The sequence below is a fragment of the Mycobacterium sp. E136 genome (genome assembly GCF_001666865.1).
In the GTDB taxonomy this organism is placed as follows: domain Bacteria; phylum Actinomycetota; class Actinomycetes; order Mycobacteriales; family Mycobacteriaceae; genus Mycobacterium.
Genome location: NZ_LZJE01000062.1, coordinates 1 through 18987 on the forward strand (window position 1 = coordinate 1; position 18987 = coordinate 18987).

The window sequence follows — 18987 nt, forward strand, 5'->3', positions numbered from 1 at the left end:
CACGAGTTCGAGCGCGATGGTGTTCAGCGTCACCGGGCTGCTCCTCATCCGACGGTTGGTTCCCGCGCGCGGCAGGTCCTCGCTGACCCGACTTTTTCCAATCCCGCGCTCCCTCGGGAAGCCTCACCATACAGACAGTGCGTTCCGGCGCCGCCTCTCGAGGGCTCGCAGCCGATTCCCAGCTCTCGATCACCTACCTGCCGCGCGCGGGAACCAACCGTCGGATGAGGAGCAGCCCGGTGACGCTGAACACCATCGCGCTCGAACTCGTGCCGCCGAACGTCGAACGCGGGCACGAGCAGGCGTTGGAGGATGCGCAGAAAGTGCTGCGATGCTCCGCCGAGACGGGTCTCGACGGCCGCATCCGGCACGTGATGATCCCCGGCATGATCGAAGAGGACGACGACCGTCCCATCGAGATGAAGCCCAAGATGGACGTGCTCGACTTCTGGGCGATCATCACCCCCGAACTGTCCGGGATGAACGGCCTGTGCACGCAGGTCACTGCGTTCATGGACGAACCGACGCTGCGCCGTCGGCTCACCGACCTGTCCAGCGCAGGATTCGACGGCATCGCGTTCGTCGGGGTGCCGCGCACGATGAACGACGGCGAAGGCGCCGGCGTCGCACCCACCGATGCGCTGTCGATCTACTCCGATCTGGTGCCCAACCGCGGGGCGATTCTCATCCCGACCCGCGACGGCGAACAGGGCCGGTTCCGGTTCAAGTGCGATCAGGGCGCCACCTACGGCATGACCCAGCTGCTGTACTCGGACGCGATCGTCGGCTTCCTGCGCGACTTCGCCGCCGAGACCGACCACCGCCCGGAGATCCTGCTGTCGTTCGGGTTCGTGCCGAAGATGGAGAGCAAGGTCGGCCTGATCAACTGGCTGATCCAGGATCCGGGCAACGCGGCCGTCGCGGCGGAGCAGGAGTTCGTCAGGAAGCTCGCCGCCGCCGAGCCGGCGGAGAAGCGCAAGCTGATGGTCGACCTGTACAAGCGCGTCATCGACGGCGTCGGCGACCTCGGGTTCCCGCTCAGCATCCACCTGGAGGCGACGTACGGCGTCTCGGTTCCGGCGTTCGAGACGTTCGCCGAGATGCTCGACTATTGGGCCCCCGACAAGGCCTGACGGTTTACCCCCGCGGTGCGCGGGAAGGCCTCACGACGTGGTGGGCAGTCTCATACCGCGTCTGCGTCGCGCCTTGGCCCAGGTGAGGCTCGATCGAGAAACCGCGCTCGCGTTGCTGAAGGGTGTCATCGCCTGCACGGGTGCGTGGCTCCTGGCCACGAAGGTGTTCGGGTCCTCCCACGCCACCTTCGCGGCGTTCTCCGCGCTGATGTTGGTCGAGATCACCATCGCCGACTCGGTCGCGAAGGCCGTCCGCTACACGGCGGCCATGCTCGCCGGCATCGCCCTGGCGGGCGCGGTCGTGTGGATGTGGGGTGTGGCGGTATGGCTGTTCCCGGCGATCCTCGTCGTCGCGCTCGTGATCGGGCGGTGGCACCGGCTGGGCAGCCAGGGAATCAACGTCGCGGTCGCGGCGATCTTCGCGTACGGCGCGTTCGCGTTGCCGTCCGGTGGCGCCTCGGCCGGTAGCCCGCTGCCCTCGATCGCGGGGATGGTGCTGTTGGGCGCCTCGGTGGCGCTCGTGGTGGCCTTGGTCGTCGCGCCGCCGTTGCGGTACCGCAGCGTGCGCTACGCCGTCGAATCGGTCAGCGGGTCGATGATCGACCTGCTCTCGGATATGGCCGACGGGCTCTCGGGCGGCGAGGTGAGCGACGACGAGGCCCGCGACTGGCGGTGGCGCGCCGACACCCTGCCGAACAAGGCCGCGCAGGCGCGTCACACCCTCGACCACGCCGTGCACACGACGAAGCTCAACCTGCGCCGCCTAGTGGTCCACACCGACACCGGGGTGGCGGGACACAGGGTGACGGTCAACGCGCTCGAGCGGATCGGTGAAGAGCTGCGCTGGGTGGCCACGGGGGTCGCCCGCGCCGTCGCGCGCGACGAGTCGGGTGCGCAACACGACGAATTCCTCCACCGCTACGGCACGTTGCTGGCGGCCGTGCGCGATGCCGTGGCCGCCGCGGGGGAGATGCACACGGTCGAGGACTTCAGCGGCCGGCCGCTGACCGAGCAGGCCCGTCGCTGCCGGGCGGCGTTCGACGAGTTGACCGAGCACGTTCAGAACCGGGAGCTCGACCGGCCGACCCAGTGGGCCATCTTCGGCGGCTTGTACACCGACGCCGAGCGCCTCTGTGACGAGATCGACTCCGCCCGTGAGGCTTACGCGACCTCCGGTAGCGCGGTGCGGCCCCGGTAGGACCGCACCGCGACCGCGGACACTCACGACGCTTGACGTGTCGGCATGATCGTCAGCTGCTGCATGTTCACCCGGGCCGGTTGTGACACCAGGAAGTCGATCGCCTCGGCGACGTCGTCCGGTGCGAGCCAGTCGATCTGCTCGCGGGTGCCGTCCAACCATTCCAGGGCGCCTGCGTCGGTGACGTGGCCCTGCAGCTCGGTTTCGACGATGCCCGGTTCGACGGTCGCGACGCGCACATCCTTGGCGCCGAGCTCGGCGCGCAGGGTGCGGGACATGTGTGTGACGAACGCCTTGGTGCCCGAATAGACCGCGAAATTGGGGAAGATGTTCTGCGCCGCGATCGACGAGGTGTTGATCAGGTCGGCGACGCCCTTGTCGGCCGCGGACTTCAGCAGCTGCGGAACGAAGGCGCCGATGACGGTCATCAAGCCGGCGATGTTGAGGTCGATCTGCTGCTGCCACTGGTCGAAGCGCTGCTCGTCGATCGCCGACGGCAGCATGACCCCGGCGTTGTTGAACAACACGTCGACGGTGCCCAGTTCGGCGGCCACCCGCTCGGCCGCCGCGTGCACGGCGTCGGCGTCGGTGACGTCGACCGCGAGGGCGAGCGCGGTGCCCCCCGCCTCGACGATCTCCGCGACGAGCTTGTCGAGCCGGTCCGCGCGGCGCGCGATCAGGGCGACCTTGGCCCCGGACGCGGCGAGCTTCTTGGCGGTCGCCTCGCCGATGCCGCTGGAAGCTCCGGTGATCACGGCGACGCGTCCGGCCAGCGGGGCGGTGGTGTGGGTTGTCATGTCGGGAACCTTTCTTCCGTTCGATGGCGGCGGGAGTGCCGCACATCCGAGACAACAACCGCGCGCGGCCTTCTGAGCGGCCAAAACGAGCCCCCGTCGGCCTCGGTTCGGCGTACCTAGGACTGGCAGGTCCACCTTTGACGCGGTGCGAGGCGGCCGGTGCGCCCACACTGGATGCATGGACCACAACGCCGAGCTCAAGGAGTTCCTGCGGACGAGGCGCGCGCGGCTGCGCGTCGACGACGTGGAGATCGGTGGCACCAGCCGGGTGCGACGGGTCCCCGGTCTGCGCCGCGAGGAGGTCGCGCAGTTGGCCGGCGTGAGCGTCGACTACTACAGCCGCCTCGAGCAGGGCCGCCACCTCAACGTCTCCGACGAGGTGCTCGACGCCGTCGCCCGCGCGCTGCGGCTCGATGAGGTCGAGCGGTCGTATCTGTTCCAGATCGCGCGGACGAACACCCGTCGCGCGAGGCGGCGTCCGGCCCCCGTGCAGCGGGTGCGACCGGGTGTCCGCCGGGTGCTCGAGACGCTCGACGACGTGACGCCGGCATTCGTGTTCGGCCGCCGGATGGACGTGCTGGCGGCCAACCGGCTGGCCCGCGCGCTGATCGGCGACTTCGAGGCCCTGCCGCCGAGGGAACGAAACCTGTTGCGGTTCACCTTTCTCGACGAGTCCGCACGCGAGCTCTACACCGACTGGGAAGAGGTGGCCCGCGACAACGTCGCGATCCTGCGCCTGGACGCCGGCAGGCATTCCGACGATCCGCTGCTGACCGAGCTGGTCGGCGAGCTCGCCGTCAAGAGCGAGGAGTTCCGCCGGTGGTGGGCCGACCACAACGTGCGCGAACGCACGCACGGGATCAAGCGCTACCACCATCCGCTGGTCGGTGACCTCACGGTGAACTACGAGAGCGTCGCGGTGCTGGGCGATCCGGACCAGACGTTGTGCATCTACACCGCGGAGCCCGGCTCGCCGTCGGAGACCGCGCTGACCGCCGAGCTGCCGACTCCCTGACCGGCCGCCTATCCTGGCCACAGTGTCCGGGCCCTCTGTCGCGCAGCTCCGCAAGCGCCTCGACGGGCTGACGATCCACGACGCCGCCCGGTTCGGCAGGCGCCTGCGCCAGCTGCGTGGCGCCGATCCGGACAAGATCTCCAGAATCGCCGAACAGATCGCCGCGGCCGAAGGGCTGGTCGCGACCCGAGCGGCCGCGGTGCCCACCATCACCTATCCCGACCTGCCGGTCAGTGAGCGCCGTGACGAGATCGCCACGGCGATCAACGAGCACCAGGTGGTGATCGTCGCGGGCGCGACCGGTTCCGGGAAGACGACGCAGCTGCCGAAGATCTGCCTCGAGCTCGGTCGCGGCGTGCGGGGCACCATCGGACACACCCAGCCCCGCCGCCTCGCCGCCCGCACCGTCGCCCAGCGCATCGCCGACGAGGTGGGCAGTCCGCTCGGCGACGCGATCGGGTACACGGTGCGCTTCACCGACCAGGCCGGTGACCGCACGCTGGTGAAGTTGATGACCGACGGCATCCTGCTCGCGGAGATTCAGCGCGACCGCCGGCTGTTGCGCTACGACACCCTGATCCTCGACGAGGCCCACGAACGCAGCCTCAACATCGATTTCCTTCTCGGCTACCTCCGTGAACTGCTGCCGAGACGCCCCGACCTCAAGGTGATCGTCACCTCCGCCACGATCGAACCCGAGCGCTTCGCGGCGCACTTCGACAACGCACCGATTGTCGAGGTGTCCGGCCGCACGTATCCGGTCGAAATCCGTTATCGCCCTCTGGAGGTCGCGGTCCCGGTCGACGAGGACGACGATCCCGACGATCCCGACCACGAGGTGGTGCGCACGCAGATGCGTGACCAGACCGAGGCGATCGTCGACGCCATTCACGAGTTGGAGAGCGAGCCGCCGGGCGACGTGCTGGTGTTCCTCTCGGGCGAGCGGGAGATCCGTGACACCGCAGAAGCTCTGCGCGGCTTGAAGAACACCGAAGTGCTTCCCCTGTACGCGCGGCTGCCGACGGCCGAGCAGCAGCGGGTGTTCCAACCCGGCCACACCGGGCGCCGCGTCGTCTTGGCCACCAACGTCGCCGAAACGTCGCTGACGGTGCCCGGTATCCGGTACGTCGTCGACCCGGGCACCGCGCGCATCTCCCGCTACAGCCGCCGGACCAAGGTGCAGCGGTTGCCGATCGAGCCGATCTCCCAGGCGTCGGCGGCGCAACGGGCGGGCCGCTCGGGACGCACGGCGCCGGGGGTCTGCATCCGCCTGTATTCCGAGGCGGACTTCGCGGCGCGGCCTCGCTACACCGACCCGGAGATCCTGCGGACCAACCTGGCGGCGGTCATCCTGCAGATGGCTGCGCTGAATCTCGGTGACATCGAGGGCTTTCCGTTTCTCGACCCGCCGGACCGGCGCGCCATCCGCGACGGTGTGCAGCTGTTGCAGGAACTCGGCGCATTCGACGCCGACGGGCGCATCACCGACACCGGCCGCAGGCTCGCGCAGTTGCCCGTCGATCCCCGGCTGGGTCGCATGATCCTGCAGGCCGATGCCGAGGGTTGTGTGCGGGAGATCCTGGTGCTGGCCGCCGCGCTGTCGATTCCCGATCCGCGGGAACGGCCCGCCGACCGCGAGGATGCAGCACGACAAAAGCACGCCCGGTTCGCCGACGAGCATTCGGATTTCGTGTCCTACCTCAACCTCTGGCGCTATCTGAGCGAGCAGCGTAAGGAGCTGTCCGGCAACGCGTTTCGGCGGATGTGTCGCGACGAGTTTCTGCACTACCTGCGGATCCGCGAATGGCAGGACCTGGTCGGGCAACTGCGTAGCATCGCACGGGATCTGGGGATCACCGAGTCCCACGATCCCGAGCCCGCCGATCCCGGCGGGGTGCACGCCGCGCTTCTGGCGGGCCTGCTGTCGCACATCGGAGTGCGCGACGGCGACGGCCGCGACTACCAGGGTGCGCGCAACGCCAAGTTCGTGCTGGCGCCGGGTTCGGTGCTGACCAAGCGGCCGCCGCGCTGGATCGTGGTCGCTGACCTCGTCGAGACCAGCAGGCTGTTCGGCCGGATCGGGGCCCGCATCCAGCCCGAAACGGTCGAGCGCATCGCGGGCGACCTCGTGCAGCGGACCTACAGTGAACCGCACTGGGATGCCCGACGCGGCGCGGTGATGGCGTACGAGCGGGTGACGCTCTACGGCTTGCCGCTGGTGCCTCGCCGCCGCGTCGGTTACTCGCAGATCGAACCCGACCTGGCGCGTGAGCTCTTCATCCGGCATGCGCTGGTCGAGGGTGACTGGCAGACCCGCCACCACTTCTTCCGCGACAACGCCCGGTTGCGTGAGGAACTCGAGGAACTGGAGGAGAAGGCGCGTCGCCGCGACCTGCTCGTCGGTGACGACGAGGTCTTCGCGTTCTACGACGCCCGAGTTCCCGCGGATGTGGTGTCCGCGCGGCACTTCGACGCGTGGTGGAAGAAACAGCGTCACATCACACCCGACCTGCTGACGTTCACCCGCGACGATCTACTGCGAACCGAGGACGCGGCCGCGGGCCAGCCGGACGCGTGGCGCGCCGGCGACCTGGCGCTGCCGTTGAGCTACCGCTTCGAACCGGGCGCCGAGGACGACGGTGTGACGGTGCACGTGCCGGTCGAGGTGCTGGCCCGGCTCGGCGGCGACGAATTCGCCTGGCAGGTCCCAGCTCTGCGCGAAGAACTGATCACCGCACTGATCCGATCACTGCCGAAGGCGTTGCGGCGCAACTTCGTTCCCGCACCGGACACCGCGCGTGCCGTGCTGGCGGCGATCACGCCCGGCGCGGAACCGCTGCTCGAGGCCGTGCAGCGCGAACTGCACCGCCGCACGGGCGTGTTGGTGCCGATCGACGCGTTCGACCTCGGCAAGCTGCCCTCGCACCTACGCGTTACGTTCGCCGTCGAAGGCGCCGACGGCACGGAACTCGCACGCGGTAAGGACCTCGAGGCGCTACAGCACGAACTGGCGGCCCCGGTCCGGCGCGCGGTCGCCGACGCGGTGGCCGGTGGCCTCGATCGCACCGGGTTGCGCGCGTGGCCCGACGACCTCGACGCGCTGCCGCGGACCGTGGAGAACACCGTCGGCGGCCACACCGTGCGCGGCTACCCGGCGCTGGTCGACGCGGGCGACACGGTCGACCTGCACGTGTTCCCCACGGCGGCCGAACAACTGGCGTCGATGGGGGCCGGCACCCGCAGGTTGTTGCGCCTCGCCGTGGCGTCACCGGTGAAAGCCGTTGAGCGGCAACTGTCGCCGCGCACCAAGCTGATGCTGGGCGCCAACCCGGACGGCTCCCTGCAGGCGCTGCTCGAGGACTGCGCCGACGCCGCAACCGACATGCTCGCACCCGCGCCGGCGTGGACCCGCGACGAGTTCACCGCGCTGCGTGAGCGCGTCGCCGCCGACCTCGTGCCCACCACCGCGGGGATCGTCGCTCGTGTCGAGAAGGTGCTTTCGGCGGCCAACGACGTCGAGGTGGCGCTGCCGTCGGCGCCCTCGGCTGCGCAGGCCGACGCCGTCGCCGACGTCCGCGCACAGCTCGACCGGTTGCTGCCGCGCGGCTTCGTCGCCGCCACGGGCGCGGCGCATCTGAGCGATCTGAGCCGCTATCTGCTGGCGATCGGCCGGCGGCTGGACCGGCTGCCGCACGCGCCCGCCGCCGACCGCGAGCGGATGGGCCGGGTGCACGCCGTCGAAGACGCCTACGACGAACTGCTGCGGGCGTTGAGTCCCGCGCGCGCCCGAGGCACCGACATCCGCGACATCGGCCGCCAGATCGAGGAACTGCGGGTCAGCCTGTGGGCACAGCAGTTGGGCACCCCGCGACCGGTCAGCGAACAGCGCATCTACCGCGCGATCGACGCCGCACTGTCCGGCTGACACGCCACTGAGCGAAACCGGGGCGGCGACAGTCGGCCCGCCTGGCCGAGTAACGCAGTTTCGCCCCATCCGCACGCGACGCCCGGCCATCGGGTAGGCATATGCCCTATGTATGCCTGTGTTGTCCGCCGCGTGGCCGTCATCGCGCTGGCGGTGGCGACCGTGTCCTGCGGTGGCCCGTCGCCGACCGCCCAGAGCGACACACCCGCGCCGTCGGGCTCGGCGCCCGTGATCAAACCCGTTGTGCTGGCAGAGATTCCGCACGACGCCAACGCGTGGACGCAGGGGCTGGAACTCAGCGGTCCCAGCCTGTACGAGGGCACGGGCATCAAGGGCAGGTCGCAGATGCGCGAACTCGACCCGGCCACCGGTGCGGTGCGCCGGGCGACGCCCGCCCCGAACGACTACTACGGCGAGGGCATCACGGTCGTCGACGACCGGATCTGGGAGCTGACATGGCGCGACGGGGTGGCGGTGCAGTGGGACAGGGCCAGCTTGACGCCCGTGCGGGAGGCACCGGTCGACGGGGAGGGCTGGGGTCTGTGCCGCGACGGTGACCGGTTGGTCCGAAGCGACGGCACCGATCGGTTGCGGTTCCACGACCCGGCGACATTCGCCGAGACCGGTTCGGTCAACGTCACCCGCGACGACCAACCGTTGCGCGATCTGAATGAGCTCGAATGCGTCGACGGTCAGGTGTGGGCCAACGTCTGGCACTCCGACGAGATCGTGCGCATCGATCCGGCGACGGGCCGCGTCAACACCGTGGTCGACGCCGCGGGCCTGTGGCCCGGGCAGGAGGAGGACCCGGAGAAGGTGCTCAACGGCATCGCCCACCTCGGCGGCGACGAATACCTGCTGACCGGCAAGTTCTGGCCGTCCATGTACCGGGTGCGGCTCGATCCGCCCCAGTGAGGGTTTGCCGACGGGCCGAACCGTCAAAGCAGCGGACATGACCGCCCTCGACACCACACGGGACGCGACCAGGCTCATCGCGGGCCCGTTCGCCGGCCTCTATCGCCGAACCGGCGCCGATCTGCCCTTCAGCGATCCCCTGACCTCGCATGGCACCGAGATGGAGGGTTGGTTCTGGCGGCTGACCGATGCGGCGACCGGTCGCGTCGTGGTGGCGTTGTTCAGCGTCAACAAGCATCCCGACGGCGACTGGGCGACGACCGCGGTGGCCCTGCATCCGGGCGACCGGGTGTACAGCGCGGCGCTGGACGGCGCGAGCGCGGGCGCGGACCCGTTCCGGCTCGACGCCGACGACGGCCGGTTTCACGCGACATACGACCGGCTGCTGATGGACCTTCCCGGCGTGCGCGTCGACATGAAGTTCGACGATCCGGTCCGGTGGCCCAAGGCACTGGCCGGTGGCGGGCTCGCATCGGTCGTACCGTTTCTCAACCAGTACTGGCACCCCTACCGGCTCGGCGGATCCGCCACCGGCACCGTCGAATTCGACGATGACCACTGGGAGTTCGACGGCGCCAAGCTCTACACCGAGCGCAACTGGGGCGCGGGGTTCCCGCAGCGGTGGTGGTGGGGTCAGGCGCACGACTTCGGCGACGCCGACGTCTCGGTCGCGTTCTCCGGTGGACTGCTGGCGCTCGGGCCGCTCAAACAGGACGTCGGCGGCATCGTGGTCCGGCTTCAGAACAAGGTGCTCCGCCTGACCCCGCCGACCGCCTGGGTGCGCTCGGACGTCGGCGAAGGAACATGGGGCATGCGCGCCACCTCACTTCGGTACGAGGTCGAATTGCAGGGTGACGGAACACATCTCGATCCCCACGTGCTTCCGGTTCCGCTGCCCGCCGAGCGGCGCAACGTCGACACCGACTTCGAGCACCTCGGCGGCCGGTTGCGGTGTGTGGTCAAGGACTTCGGCCGGGTGGTGTTCGACGGGGAGTCCGAGCTGGCGGGTCTGGAGGTCGGCAGCCTGCCCGGTGGCTAGGGTGACCGCATGCGACACGGCAGGAGTCGCCCGCGGGTGGTCGTCGCGGGCCTCGGTGACAGCGGTGTGCTGACAGCCGTCAAGCTCGCGCGGCACGCCGACGTCGTCGGGATCTCCGCCAAGCCGGGACTGCTCAGCGGCCAGGAACTCGGCATGCGCATCAGCAGGCCGCAGGATTGGGCCCGCTACAACTGGATTCCGTTCCACCGCTTCAACGGACTCGACCGCGTCCGCACCGTGCACGGCATCCTGACCGGCCTGGACCCGACGGCCCGCAAGGTGTTGATCCGCACCGCCGACGGCGAGGTCGTCGAGCCCTATGACGCGCTGGTGATCTCGACCGGCGTCACGAACGGCTTCTGGCGCCGACCGCATCTGCAGACGGCCGAGGAGATCACGCACGACCTCGATGCCGCACATCAGCGGCTGGCGTCCGCGCGTTCGGTGATCGTCGTCGGCGGGGGCGCGGCGGCCGTCAGCAGCGCCGCCAACCTGGCGAAGACATGGCCCGACAAACGCGTCGATCTGTACTTTCCCGGGGAGCGCGCCCTCGCAGGCCATCACCCGCGGGTGTGGCAGCGGATCGGCACACAACTGAGCGACCTGGGCGTCGGACTGCACGCCGGCCACCGCGCGGTGCTGCCGGACGGCTTCGCCTGTGATGCGATCACCGACGCGCCGGTGCAGTGGAGCAGCGGACAACCGGCAGCGACCGCCGACGCCGTGCTGTGGGCCATCGGCCGCGTCACACCCAATACGGGATGGCTTCCCGGCGAGTTGCTCGACGAGAACGGTTTCGTGCGGGTCACCCCCGAACTTCGCGTGCCAGGTGCGCCAGGTGTGTTCGCGATCGGGGACGTCGCGGCGACCGACCCGCTGCGGACCTCGGCCCGCAACCGCGCCGACGGCCTGCTCGCCCACAACATCCGCGCCCACTTCGCCGGAAAGCCACTGCGGTCCTTCCGGCCGGCGACCCGGCGCTGGGGTTCGGTGCTCGGGCCGCAGGCCGACGGGCTCGAGGTGTTCACCCCGAAGGGCCAGGCATTCCGGTTCCCCGGATGGTCGATCGATCGCGTGCTGATGCCGTGGATCGTCTGGCGCGGCTTCTACCGCGGCGTGCGCCCGGAGTCGGCTCCGCGAAACTGAAGATATGCGTGACTTTTCGCAGTGTTGTCGCCCACAAGCTCAGTCTCGCGGCAGCTCCGCGGCGATCGTGTCCAACAACGCCGGGTAGCGGTTGGCCTCGCGGTGCGGGCCTGGCTTGCCGCTGCTGATCACGCCCGCGGCGAGCCGGCGCTGTGGATCGGCCCACACCGCGATGTTGGTCAGACCCGTGTGCCCGAACGCGGCAGGGGCGTTGCGGCCGAACGGACCAAACCGTTTCGAGCCGAGCATGAAACCGGTGCCCCACCGCAGCGGTGCCAGACCGACCGCGACGTCGGGTCGCAGCCGCCGGCACTCCGCCGTCGCCGCCCTCAGCGTCTCCGGCGCCATGATCCGCACGCCGTCGAGTTCGCCACCGCGCCTGAGTAATTCGGCGAACCGCGACAGCTCAAACGCGGTCGAGACGGTGTTCGACGACGGCAGCACGCTGGTCAGGTACTGCGGGCTGTTGGAGAACGGGATGATCTTGTACAGCGACCCGCCGACTGCCAGCCGGAACACCGTCGCGGCCGGCTGCGGCAGCTCCTTGCCGGTCGCATGGCTGGGCGCAACCAACGGAACATCCTGCGGGGCAACACCGTAATTCGTCCACCGGAAGCCCAGCGGTCCGAGGATCTCGGAGGCCAGGATGTCGCGGATGTTGCGTCCGGCCGCGGCGCCGACGATCTCGCGGATCAGCGGACCCCACGTCAGACCGTGGTAGATGTGCACGAGCCCGGGCCGGTAGAGCGGTTTGAGCTCGCCGAGCTTTTCGCGGGTGTACTCGCTGTCGTCCATGCGGCGCAGGTCCGGCCGCGGGCCGGTGTGGATCGGAATGCCCGCACTATGGGTCATCACGTGCCGGATCGTGGTGCGGTGCTTACCGTGGCTGGTGTAGCTCGGCAGGTACTCGCACACGCGGTCGTCCAGCGAGAAGCAGCCCCGCTCGACGAGCATGTGGACCACCGTCGACGTGATCGCCTTGGCCGCTGAGTACGCGCAGAACGGGGTCTCGGTGGTGACCGGAACCTTCTCCGCGTCCGGCGGATCGGACGGACCGTTACCCCAACCGTGCCCGATCGCGCGGTTGAGCACGACCCTGCCGTTGCGGCGCAGGCAGACCTGGATCGCCGGGTGCATACCGGCGCGGTACCAGTGGCGCGCGGCCTGCCAGATGCGCTCGATCGCCGCGGGGTCGACCTCGGAGTGGTCCTCATCGCCGATCGCGGTCACGGCGTCGAGGTCGGCGGGTACCTCGATCCTGCCGTCCGGCGCCGTCATTCGGTCGTCCTGTGCAGGGTCGCACCCAAATGGTGTTGCAACGGCTGGCCCATCGCCGCCATCCGCAACGAGTAGACCAACTCGTCGCCGTCGATCCGAACCGAACGACCCAACGCCGCAACATTTTTTGCGGTGGAAGTGAGGCCGATCGAGGTCGCGGTCAGTTCCAGCTCGATGACCGCGCCGTCGAGCACGAGGGTGCCCTCCTCGATCTCGGTGATCCCGTTCGGATGGGCCAGCACCCATTCGGCGCGCCCGGGCGACGGCACCCGCAGGTAACCCGTCTCGCCGTGCAGCGGGCGGCCGTCGTCGGCGGTGGTCTTCTGCCGGTACGTCAGGAACGGCTTGCCCACGTGGTCGAACGCGATCTGCTCGGTGTAGCCGAACGGTTCGATCGTCGGATACTCGCCGGAGCCACGGCCGGACCAGACGCCCAGCAGGGGGCGCAGTGCGGCGATGTCGGGGTGGAGGTCGACCACTCCGCCAGGCTAGCGGGGGCCGCCGCTCAGTATTCCCTTGCCGATGAACGAGCCGAGTTGGCCGAGCAGATCGGTGGGCGAGGCCTCAGGCGGCGGCGCGGCGTTGGTCTGCTGCCACGGCTGGCAATCTCTGGTGGTGAACGCGGTGTCGGTGGCCTCGATGCGAACCACCTGCGGCTTCTTGGTAAGCGCGTTGTCGGGAACCTGGTCGTTGTTGACCCGCTTCCAGTAGCAGGCGCCGCCGTCGATGGGACCCGCCGACGCGTAGGTACCCGGCAGGATCTCGGTGCCGACCTGGTAGGTGCCGTCCTTGTCGATCGCGGTCAGGGGCGCGGCCGGAGGCGGCCCCGGCGCGGCCGGCGGGCCAGGCGCCGTCGTATCGGTGTGGTGCGGTTCGTCCGGTTGGGCGTGCGCGACACCCAGCCCGCCGAGGGCGAGCAGCGCCGTCGCAGCGGCGGCGGCAAGTCGCGGCAAAGTCATGCGAGCCAGTCTAAACGGATGACGGGCGTGGCAAGGAAAAAACCCGTCGCCGCAGCGGGGAGCTGCGGCGACGGGCCTTGTTCGTTGATCATCAACCGGATTAGCCGGCCATGAACTCGTCATAGGCCGACGCCAACTCCGGCGGCAGCGCCTTGACGTTGCAGGTGCGCTGCACGTCGCCGATCGGCGACAGGATGCCGCGCAGGTCGTAGTACTCCTGCGGGTTGGCGTTGAAGTATCCGCGCAGAGTGGCCGAGGCCTGATTGCGGTCCTGACCGAACGCGGTGGTCACGGCCTGGTTGGCACCCGGATGGCTGTCCAGGTACGTACGGGCCGCACCCGTCACGGAGCTGACGGTGCCGGACACGGCGCTTGCGCTGCAGTCCGGTGCGGCCATCGCCGACGGCGCGGCGATGGTTGCTGCGGCCAAGCCGCCGAGCAGGCTGGCGGCACAGGCGCCGGCGATCTGCCGGCGCGCGGCGATACCACGGAATTTCATATTGATTCTTTCCTTCATTGCGTTTGTCGCTGATTTCCCCCGTCCCCGAAAACCAAGGTACCCATGGCAAACACGTGCAAACGCTGCCGCGGAACCCGGAATCGGAGCACACGCAGGCGTTACACCGCGACGGCGTGATCTGTACCGCAATTTCGGTCGAATTCGATAAGCGCGCAACCAGAAACTTCGAGAACTCTCAGAATTAGCTGTCGATCTTTAATTGATCGTGATGTGCACGGTGACCGAATTGTTATCCGGCGCAACGGGCTCTGACCTTGAATCTAAGGTGGTCCCTGTGAAGTTGGACCTGCTGAGCCCCGGCCTCGAAGTCGGGCTCGTCACCACGAACCGCGACGAGATGGTCGCCTTCTACGAAGGATTCCTCGAACTCGAACCCCAGGGCGAGATCGAGTTCCCCGGCGGTTCGCAGCGGCGGTACTCGCTGGGCGGCAGCGTGGTCAAACTCGTCACCTACGAGACGCCGCCGCCGGCACCCGCGGCGGCCGGAGGCGGCAGGGCGCAGGCGGGCATCCGCTACTTCACCGTCGGCGTGAAGAACCTGCGCGGCGTCGCCGAAGCGTTCGCGTCTTCGAGATACGACGTCGTCGAACCGCTGACCGAGTTCGCGCCGGTGCCGGGGATGGGCTGGATGTTCGTCGCCGATCCGGACGGCAACTGGATCGAATTGTTCGGAACGCTGTGACCGGACCCCTTCCCGGCTCGACCCCTCCGGTGACGCCGACGTGCTACCGGCACCCCGACCGCGTCACCTACGTCCGCTGCGCACGCTGCAACCGCTACATCTGCGCGGAGTGCATGCGCGACGCTGCGGTCGGACACCAGTGCGTGGAATGCGTGAACGCCGGCGCCCAACAGGTCCGCCCGGTGCGGACCCAGTTCGGTGGGATGCCGTCGGACAAGCCGATGGTCACCTACGTGCTGATCGCCGCGAACGTGGTGATGTTCGCGCTGCAGATGGCGGTGCCCGGGCTGCAGCGCGAGCTCGTGCTGCAGTCCTACGCCGTCGCCGACGGCGAGTTCTACCGCCTGCTGACGTCGGCGTTCCTGCACTACGGACCCGCGCACATCCTGTTCAACATGTGGGCCCTCTATGTGGTCGGGCCACCGCTGGAGGCGGCGCTGGGCCGGCTTCGGTTCTCGGGCCTGTACCTGCTGAGCGCACTGGGCGGATCCGTACTGGTCTATCTGCTGTCGTCGCCGGTCGCGCAGACCGCGGGAGCCTCCGGCGCGGTGTTCGGCTTGTTCGGCGCGATCTTCGTCGTCGGCAAGCGGTTGCGCATGGACGTGCGGTGGGTGGTCGCGATCATCGCGATCAACCTGGCGTTCACGTTCATCATTCCGCTGGTGAGCTCGCAGAACATCAGCTGGCAGGGCCACATCGGGGGACTCGTCACCGGTGCGGCGATCGCGACGGCCTACGTCTACGCCCCGCGCGGCTCGCGCGACCTGGTGCAGGCGGGGGCCAGCGCGGCGGCGCTCGTGCTCTTCGCGGTCCTGATCTGGTGGCGCACGGCCGACCTGCTGGCGTCGCTCGGCCTGGCCTGACCCCGTCAGAGCTGGATGCGGGAGCCGACGATCACGGTACGGTCCAGGGGTAGCCCGAAGTGCGCCGCCGCGTCGGCGGTGATGTGCGACGTCGCGATGAACAGCCGTTTGCGCCACGGCGCCATGGTCGGGGCGTCGCCGGGACACAGTTCGAGCTTGGACAGGAAGTAGGACGCGCTGTCGAGATCGATCGGGCCCTCGGTGTCCGCCGGATCCAGCAGGGCCAGGGCGCGCGGCACGTTCGGTCGTTCCATGTAACCGAACCGGGCGACCACGTGGACGATCCCGTCCTGGGTGTAGCCGAGGTCGTCGTGCGTCATCCGCTCGTCATCGGGGACGCGCGGCACCGTCTCGGTCTCGACGGAGACGATCAGCACGTGCTCGGCGAGTACGTGGTTGTGGTCGACGTTGGCCCGCATCGCCAGCGGCGCGGTGTGCCGGCTGCGGTTCAGGAACACGGCCGTGCCCGGTATGCGGATCAGCGGCGGATCACGCCGCGTCAGGCCGTCGACGAAGCCGCGCAACGAACCCTCGGCGCGTTCGCGTGCGGCGGTGACCAGCCTGCGCCCGCGTTGCCACGTGGTCATCACCGTGAACGCCGCGACCGCGATGGTCAACGGCAACCATGCCCCGTGCACCAGCTTGGTGAGGTTGGCGCCGAAGAACATCAGGTCGACCACCAGCAGCGCACCCGCGCCGGGCAGCACCGCCCACAACGGCCACCGCCACCGGGTGCGCGCGTAGTAGAAGAACAGCGTCGTGGTGATCGTGATGGTGCCCGTCACCGCCATTCCGAACGCGTAGGCCAGCGAGGCCGAACTCCGAAAGGCGAAGACGAGAATCAGCACTCCCAACAGCAGGGCGCCGTTGATCCACGGCACGTAGATCTGGCCGATGGTCGACGCTGACGTGTGGTCGATGCGCAGCCGCGGCAGATATCCGAGCCGGGCGGCTTGCGCGGTCACCGAGAACGCGCCGGTGATCACCGCCTGCGAGGCGATCACGGTCGCCGCGGTGGCCAACAGCACCAACGGGATTCGGCCCCACTCGGGCGCCAGCAGGAAGAACGGCGCGGCGACCGTGGACTCGTCGCCGAGCACCAGCGCGCCCTGCCCGAAGTAGCTCAGCGTGCATGCTGGCAGAACCAGGCCGAGCCAGCCGAAAGTGATTGCGCGCCTGCCGAAATGCCCCATGTCCGCGTAGAGCGCCTCGGCGCCCGTCACCGCGAGGACGATCGCGGCCAGCGCGAAGAACCCGATGTGGAAGTGTTCGGTGATGAACGCCAAGGCGTAGGTGGGCGACAAAGCCTTGAGGATCTGCGGATGCCCGGCGATGCCCCGCACGCCGCACACACCGATGGTGGTGAACCACAGAATCATGACGGGACCGAAGAAGCGCCCGATCGTCGCGGTGCCGCGGCGCTGCACCGAGAACAGTGCGGCGATGATGACCGCGGTGACCGGGACGACGAAATCGCCGAGGCCCGGGTCGATCACCTTGAGGCCCTCGACGGCCGACAGCACCGATATCGCGGGTGTGATCATGCTGTCGCCGAAGAACAGGGCGGCGCCGAACAGTCCCAACGCCGCAAGCGTCGCCGTCACGCGTCGACCGTGTCGGCCGGTCCATCGGCGCAGCAGGGTTATCAGCGCCATGATCCCGCCCTCGCCGCGGTTGTCGGCGCGCATCACCAACGTGACGTAGGTGAGCGTGACGATGATCATCACCGACCAGAAGATGAGCGAGACGACGCCGTAGACGTGACTGTGCGCGACGGGGACGGGATGCGGATCGTGCGGGTTGAACACCGTCTGAATGGTGTAGATCGGGCTGGTGCCGATATCGCCGAACACGATGCCCAGCGCGGCGATCACCACGGCCGGACGCAGCGAGGTGGTACCGGGCGCTGTGTGCACCCGATGATCATCGCCGAGCGGGGGCGTGTTCGCGGCTCATCGCGGCGGATGATCCGTTGCCTTTTGGGAGAATGAGGCGATGGCCGACGATGCGCTCGACGAACTGTATGCCGCCAAGCTCGAGGACTTCACCCCGCTGCGCACCAAGCTGGCCGGAGCCGCGAAGAAGCGCGGCGATGCCGAGGCCGCCAAGAGGATCTCGGCCGCGCGCAAACCGACCACCGCGGCGTGGGTGGTGAACCGACTCGCACTCGGCGACGAAAACATGAAGAAACGGCTGAAGAGCCTCGGCGAACGGTTGCGCGACGCGCACGCGGCGATGGACGGCGACCGGATTCGCGAGCTCTCCACCGAACAGCGCAGGCTGGTCAACGATCTGACGCGCACCGCGTTCGAGGAGGCGGAGCTCAAGAACCCCACCGGGGCGCTGCGCGACGACGTCACCGGGACCCTGCAGGCCGCGGTCGCCGATCCCGACGTCGCCGACCGGCTCGGGCGGCTGACCAAGGCCGAGGAGTGGTCTGGCTTCGGTGAGTTCGGCGACACCGCAATAGTTTTCAGTCCTACCACCAAGCGCAAACCGGAGCCGAAGCCCGCTGCCGACGAGCCGGCCGCCGAAGGGCGTGACACGAAGGACGCGGCGGCGCGCCGCGAACTGCAGAAGGCCCGCGCCGAACTGGCCGCCGCAGAGCGCACCAGGGCCGAGGCCGACGACGCGCTGTCCGAACTGCAATCCGATCTGGCCGCCGCGCGGTTGCGATATCAAGACGCCCAGCGCCGGTTGCAGGAAGCCGAGCGCGGCCTGGCCGCCGCCGAGGATGCTTACGACAAGGGCAAGCAGGCGGGCCGCGATGCCGCGGCCGCGGTGAAAGAGGCCAAGGCTCGGTTGCGTCGCGTTAAGTGACCGCGCGACAGCTGATCTCCATGCTGTCGCTCTCCCGCGCCGGGAACGGAACGCTGACGTAGCCGTTCGCCGGATCGCGGACGTAGTCGAGATAGGGCGCGAGTTCGTCCATCGACGTGTTGTCGGCGACGACCAACGCACCGGGGCTCAGGCGGGGTTCCAGGAGCTCGAGCACCGGCAGGTACAGCTCTTTCCAGCCGTCGAGAAGAACGAAATCGACTGCGCCGGAGAGCGTCTGCAGGGTGTGCAGCGCATCGCCGGCGAGTACGGTGATCACATCGTCGAGGCCGATGTCGACGAAGGTCTTCGTGGCGGCGGCGACTTTGGCCGCGCTCAGCTCGGTGGTGACGACGGCGCCCCTGCCGTTGTCGCGCACCGCGGAGGCGAGGTGGATGGCGGAGATGCCGAGCGACATGCCGAACTCGACGACGGTGGTGGGCTTGCTCGCCCGCACCAGTGCGTAGAGCAGGCGGCCCGCCTCCGGTGTGACCGGGAGATAGAAGTCGCTGAGGGCGTCGGCGCGCTCCTGCGGGGTCGCCTCGTTCAGGCGGGCGAAGTCGGCGCGCCGGAGCGCCTCCATCTGATAGCGGGCCTCGGCGTACATCCGGTCGAGCGCATCGGCGACGCGGGACTCATGCAGTGTGATGCTCATAGCCGTTGAACGTATCGGGCCGCGGCCATCCGTGTCAGGATGGCC

General features: G+C 69.0%; 17 protein-coding genes. 10 read left to right on the forward strand and 7 right to left on the reverse strand.

Annotation, left to right across the window (positions count from 1 at the left end; genetic code table 11):
• Nucleotides 1-239 precede the first annotated feature (239 nt).
• Together A5698_RS04480 and A5698_RS04485 are read left to right on the forward strand one after the other, a co-directional pair.
• Entirely contained in the window at nucleotides 240-1133 is an 894-nt protein-coding gene (locus tag A5698_RS04480) for a mycobacterial-type methylenetetrahydrofolate reductase (RefSeq protein WP_068293731.1), read from the forward strand.
• A gap of 82 nt (nucleotides 1134-1215) precedes the next feature.
• On the forward strand, nucleotides 1216-2331 hold the full coding sequence (locus A5698_RS04485; protein WP_068293734.1) for an aromatic acid exporter family protein: 1116 nt from the start codon (nucleotides 1216-1218) through the stop codon (nucleotides 2329-2331).
• Nucleotides 2332-2354: 23 nt separating this feature from the next.
• Here A5698_RS04485 and A5698_RS04490 read toward each other — a convergent pair whose 3' ends face one another.
• Nucleotides 2355-3128, reverse strand: a complete 774-nt coding sequence (locus tag A5698_RS04490) for an SDR family oxidoreductase (protein ID WP_068293735.1) — start codon at nucleotides 3126-3128, stop codon at nucleotides 2355-2357.
• A 178-nt stretch (nucleotides 3129-3306) separates the two neighbouring features.
• On the opposite strand from A5698_RS04490, the gene A5698_RS04495 reads away from it, so the two are divergent.
• The 5 genes from A5698_RS04495 to A5698_RS04515 all read left to right on the forward strand — a co-directional run bounded on the left by A5698_RS04495 (nucleotide 3307) and on the right by A5698_RS04515 (nucleotide 11168).
• Nucleotides 3307-4143 (forward strand): helix-turn-helix transcriptional regulator, encoded by an 837-nt coding sequence (locus A5698_RS04495; RefSeq protein WP_068293738.1) that lies wholly within the window; start codon nucleotides 3307-3309, stop codon nucleotides 4141-4143.
• Between the two features lie 22 nt (nucleotides 4144-4165).
• Nucleotides 4166-8068: an ATP-dependent RNA helicase HrpA gene (gene hrpA / locus A5698_RS04500; protein WP_068293740.1), complete on the forward strand. Its 3903-nt coding sequence runs from the start codon at nucleotides 4166-4168 to the stop codon at nucleotides 8066-8068.
• Nucleotides 8069-8176: 108 nt separating this feature from the next.
• Entirely contained in the window at nucleotides 8177-8983 is an 807-nt protein-coding gene (locus A5698_RS04505; protein WP_068293743.1) for a glutaminyl-peptide cyclotransferase, read from the forward strand.
• Nucleotides 8984-9020: 37 nt separating this feature from the next.
• Nucleotides 9021-10022, forward strand: a complete 1002-nt coding sequence (locus A5698_RS04510; protein ID WP_084792251.1) for a tocopherol cyclase family protein — start codon at nucleotides 9021-9023, stop codon at nucleotides 10020-10022.
• Nucleotides 10023-10031: 9 nt separating this feature from the next.
• A complete protein-coding gene (locus tag A5698_RS04515; RefSeq protein ID WP_068293746.1) occupies nucleotides 10032-11168 on the forward strand; it encodes an FAD-dependent oxidoreductase in 1137 nt (378 codons plus the stop codon).
• A 39-nt stretch (nucleotides 11169-11207) separates the two neighbouring features.
• Here A5698_RS04515 and lipE read toward each other — a convergent pair whose 3' ends face one another.
• The 4 genes from lipE to A5698_RS04535 all read right to left on the reverse strand — a co-directional run bounded on the left by lipE (nucleotide 11208) and on the right by A5698_RS04535 (nucleotide 13904).
• Nucleotides 11208-12446: a lipase LipE gene (gene lipE / locus A5698_RS04520; RefSeq protein ID WP_068293750.1), complete on the reverse strand. Its 1239-nt coding sequence runs from the start codon at nucleotides 12444-12446 to the stop codon at nucleotides 11208-11210.
• Nucleotides 12443-12925 (reverse strand): peroxynitrite isomerase, encoded by a 483-nt coding sequence (locus A5698_RS04525; protein ID WP_068293753.1) that lies wholly within the window; start codon nucleotides 12923-12925, stop codon nucleotides 12443-12445. The genes lipE and A5698_RS04525 overlap by 4 nt, the downstream gene beginning before the upstream one ends.
• A 9-nt stretch (nucleotides 12926-12934) precedes the next feature.
• Entirely contained in the window at nucleotides 12935-13405 is a 471-nt protein-coding gene (locus tag A5698_RS04530) for an Rv1352/Rv1906c domain-containing protein (RefSeq protein ID WP_068293756.1), read from the reverse strand.
• A 100-nt stretch (nucleotides 13406-13505) separates the two neighbouring features.
• A complete protein-coding gene (locus A5698_RS04535; RefSeq protein WP_068293759.1) occupies nucleotides 13506-13904 on the reverse strand; it encodes a heme-binding protein in 399 nt (132 codons plus the stop codon).
• Between the two features lie 295 nt (nucleotides 13905-14199).
• Here A5698_RS04535 and A5698_RS04540 point away from each other — a divergent pair, with 295 nt between their 5' ends.
• Entirely contained in the window at nucleotides 14200-14607 is a 408-nt protein-coding gene (locus A5698_RS04540) for a VOC family protein (RefSeq protein ID WP_502688874.1), read from the forward strand.
• Nucleotides 14604-15470 carry a rhomboid family intramembrane serine protease gene (locus A5698_RS04545; RefSeq protein WP_068293766.1) on the forward strand — a complete coding sequence of 289 codons (867 nt, stop codon included), beginning with the start codon at nucleotides 14604-14606 and terminating at the stop codon, nucleotides 15468-15470. The genes A5698_RS04540 and A5698_RS04545 overlap by 4 nt, the downstream gene beginning before the upstream one ends.
• 5 nt (nucleotides 15471-15475) lie before the next feature.
• Here the strand turns inward: A5698_RS04545 and A5698_RS04550 are convergent, their stop codons facing one another.
• Nucleotides 15476-17386, reverse strand: coding sequence for a potassium transporter Kup (locus A5698_RS04550; RefSeq protein ID WP_068293769.1), 1911 nt, complete (start codon nucleotides 17384-17386; stop codon nucleotides 15476-15478).
• Nucleotides 17387-17465: 79 nt separating this feature from the next.
• On the opposite strand from A5698_RS04550, the gene A5698_RS04555 reads away from it, so the two are divergent.
• Entirely contained in the window at nucleotides 17466-18290 is an 825-nt protein-coding gene (locus A5698_RS04555) for a hypothetical protein (protein ID WP_068293772.1), read from the forward strand.
• Here the strand turns inward: A5698_RS04555 and A5698_RS04560 are convergent.
• Nucleotides 18283-18942: an O-methyltransferase gene (locus tag A5698_RS04560; RefSeq protein WP_067083804.1), complete on the reverse strand. Its 660-nt coding sequence runs from the start codon at nucleotides 18940-18942 to the stop codon at nucleotides 18283-18285. The genes A5698_RS04555 and A5698_RS04560 overlap by 8 nt on opposite strands.
• Nucleotides 18943-18987 lie beyond the last annotated feature (45 nt).

Coding starts and splice junctions, on each gene's coding strand:
- lipE (WP_068293750.1), bottom strand. CDS start 12,446: ATGACGGCGCCGGACGGCAGGATCGAGGTACCCGCCGACCTCGACGCC.
- A5698_RS04515 (WP_068293746.1), top strand. CDS start 10,032: ATGCGACACGGCAGGAGTCGCCCGCGGGTGGTCGTCGCGGGCCTCGGT.
- A5698_RS04560 (WP_067083804.1), bottom strand. CDS start 18,942: ATGAGCATCACACTGCATGAGTCCCGCGTCGCCGATGCGCTCGACCGG.
- A5698_RS04510 (WP_084792251.1), top strand. CDS start 9,021: ATGACCGCCCTCGACACCACACGGGACGCGACCAGGCTCATCGCGGGC.
- A5698_RS04530 (WP_068293756.1), bottom strand. CDS start 13,405: ATGACTTTGCCGCGACTTGCCGCCGCCGCTGCGACGGCGCTGCTCGCC.
- A5698_RS04505 (WP_068293743.1), top strand. CDS start 8,177: ATGTATGCCTGTGTTGTCCGCCGCGTGGCCGTCATCGCGCTGGCGGTG.
- A5698_RS04495 (WP_068293738.1), top strand. CDS start 3,307: ATGGACCACAACGCCGAGCTCAAGGAGTTCCTGCGGACGAGGCGCGCG.
- A5698_RS04490 (WP_068293735.1), bottom strand. CDS start 3,128: ATGACAACCCACACCACCGCCCCGCTGGCCGGACGCGTCGCCGTGATC.
- A5698_RS04535 (WP_068293759.1), bottom strand. CDS start 13,904: ATGAAATTCCGTGGTATCGCCGCGCGCCGGCAGATCGCCGGCGCCTGT.
- A5698_RS04555 (WP_068293772.1), top strand. CDS start 17,466: ATGGCCGACGATGCGCTCGACGAACTGTATGCCGCCAAGCTCGAGGAC.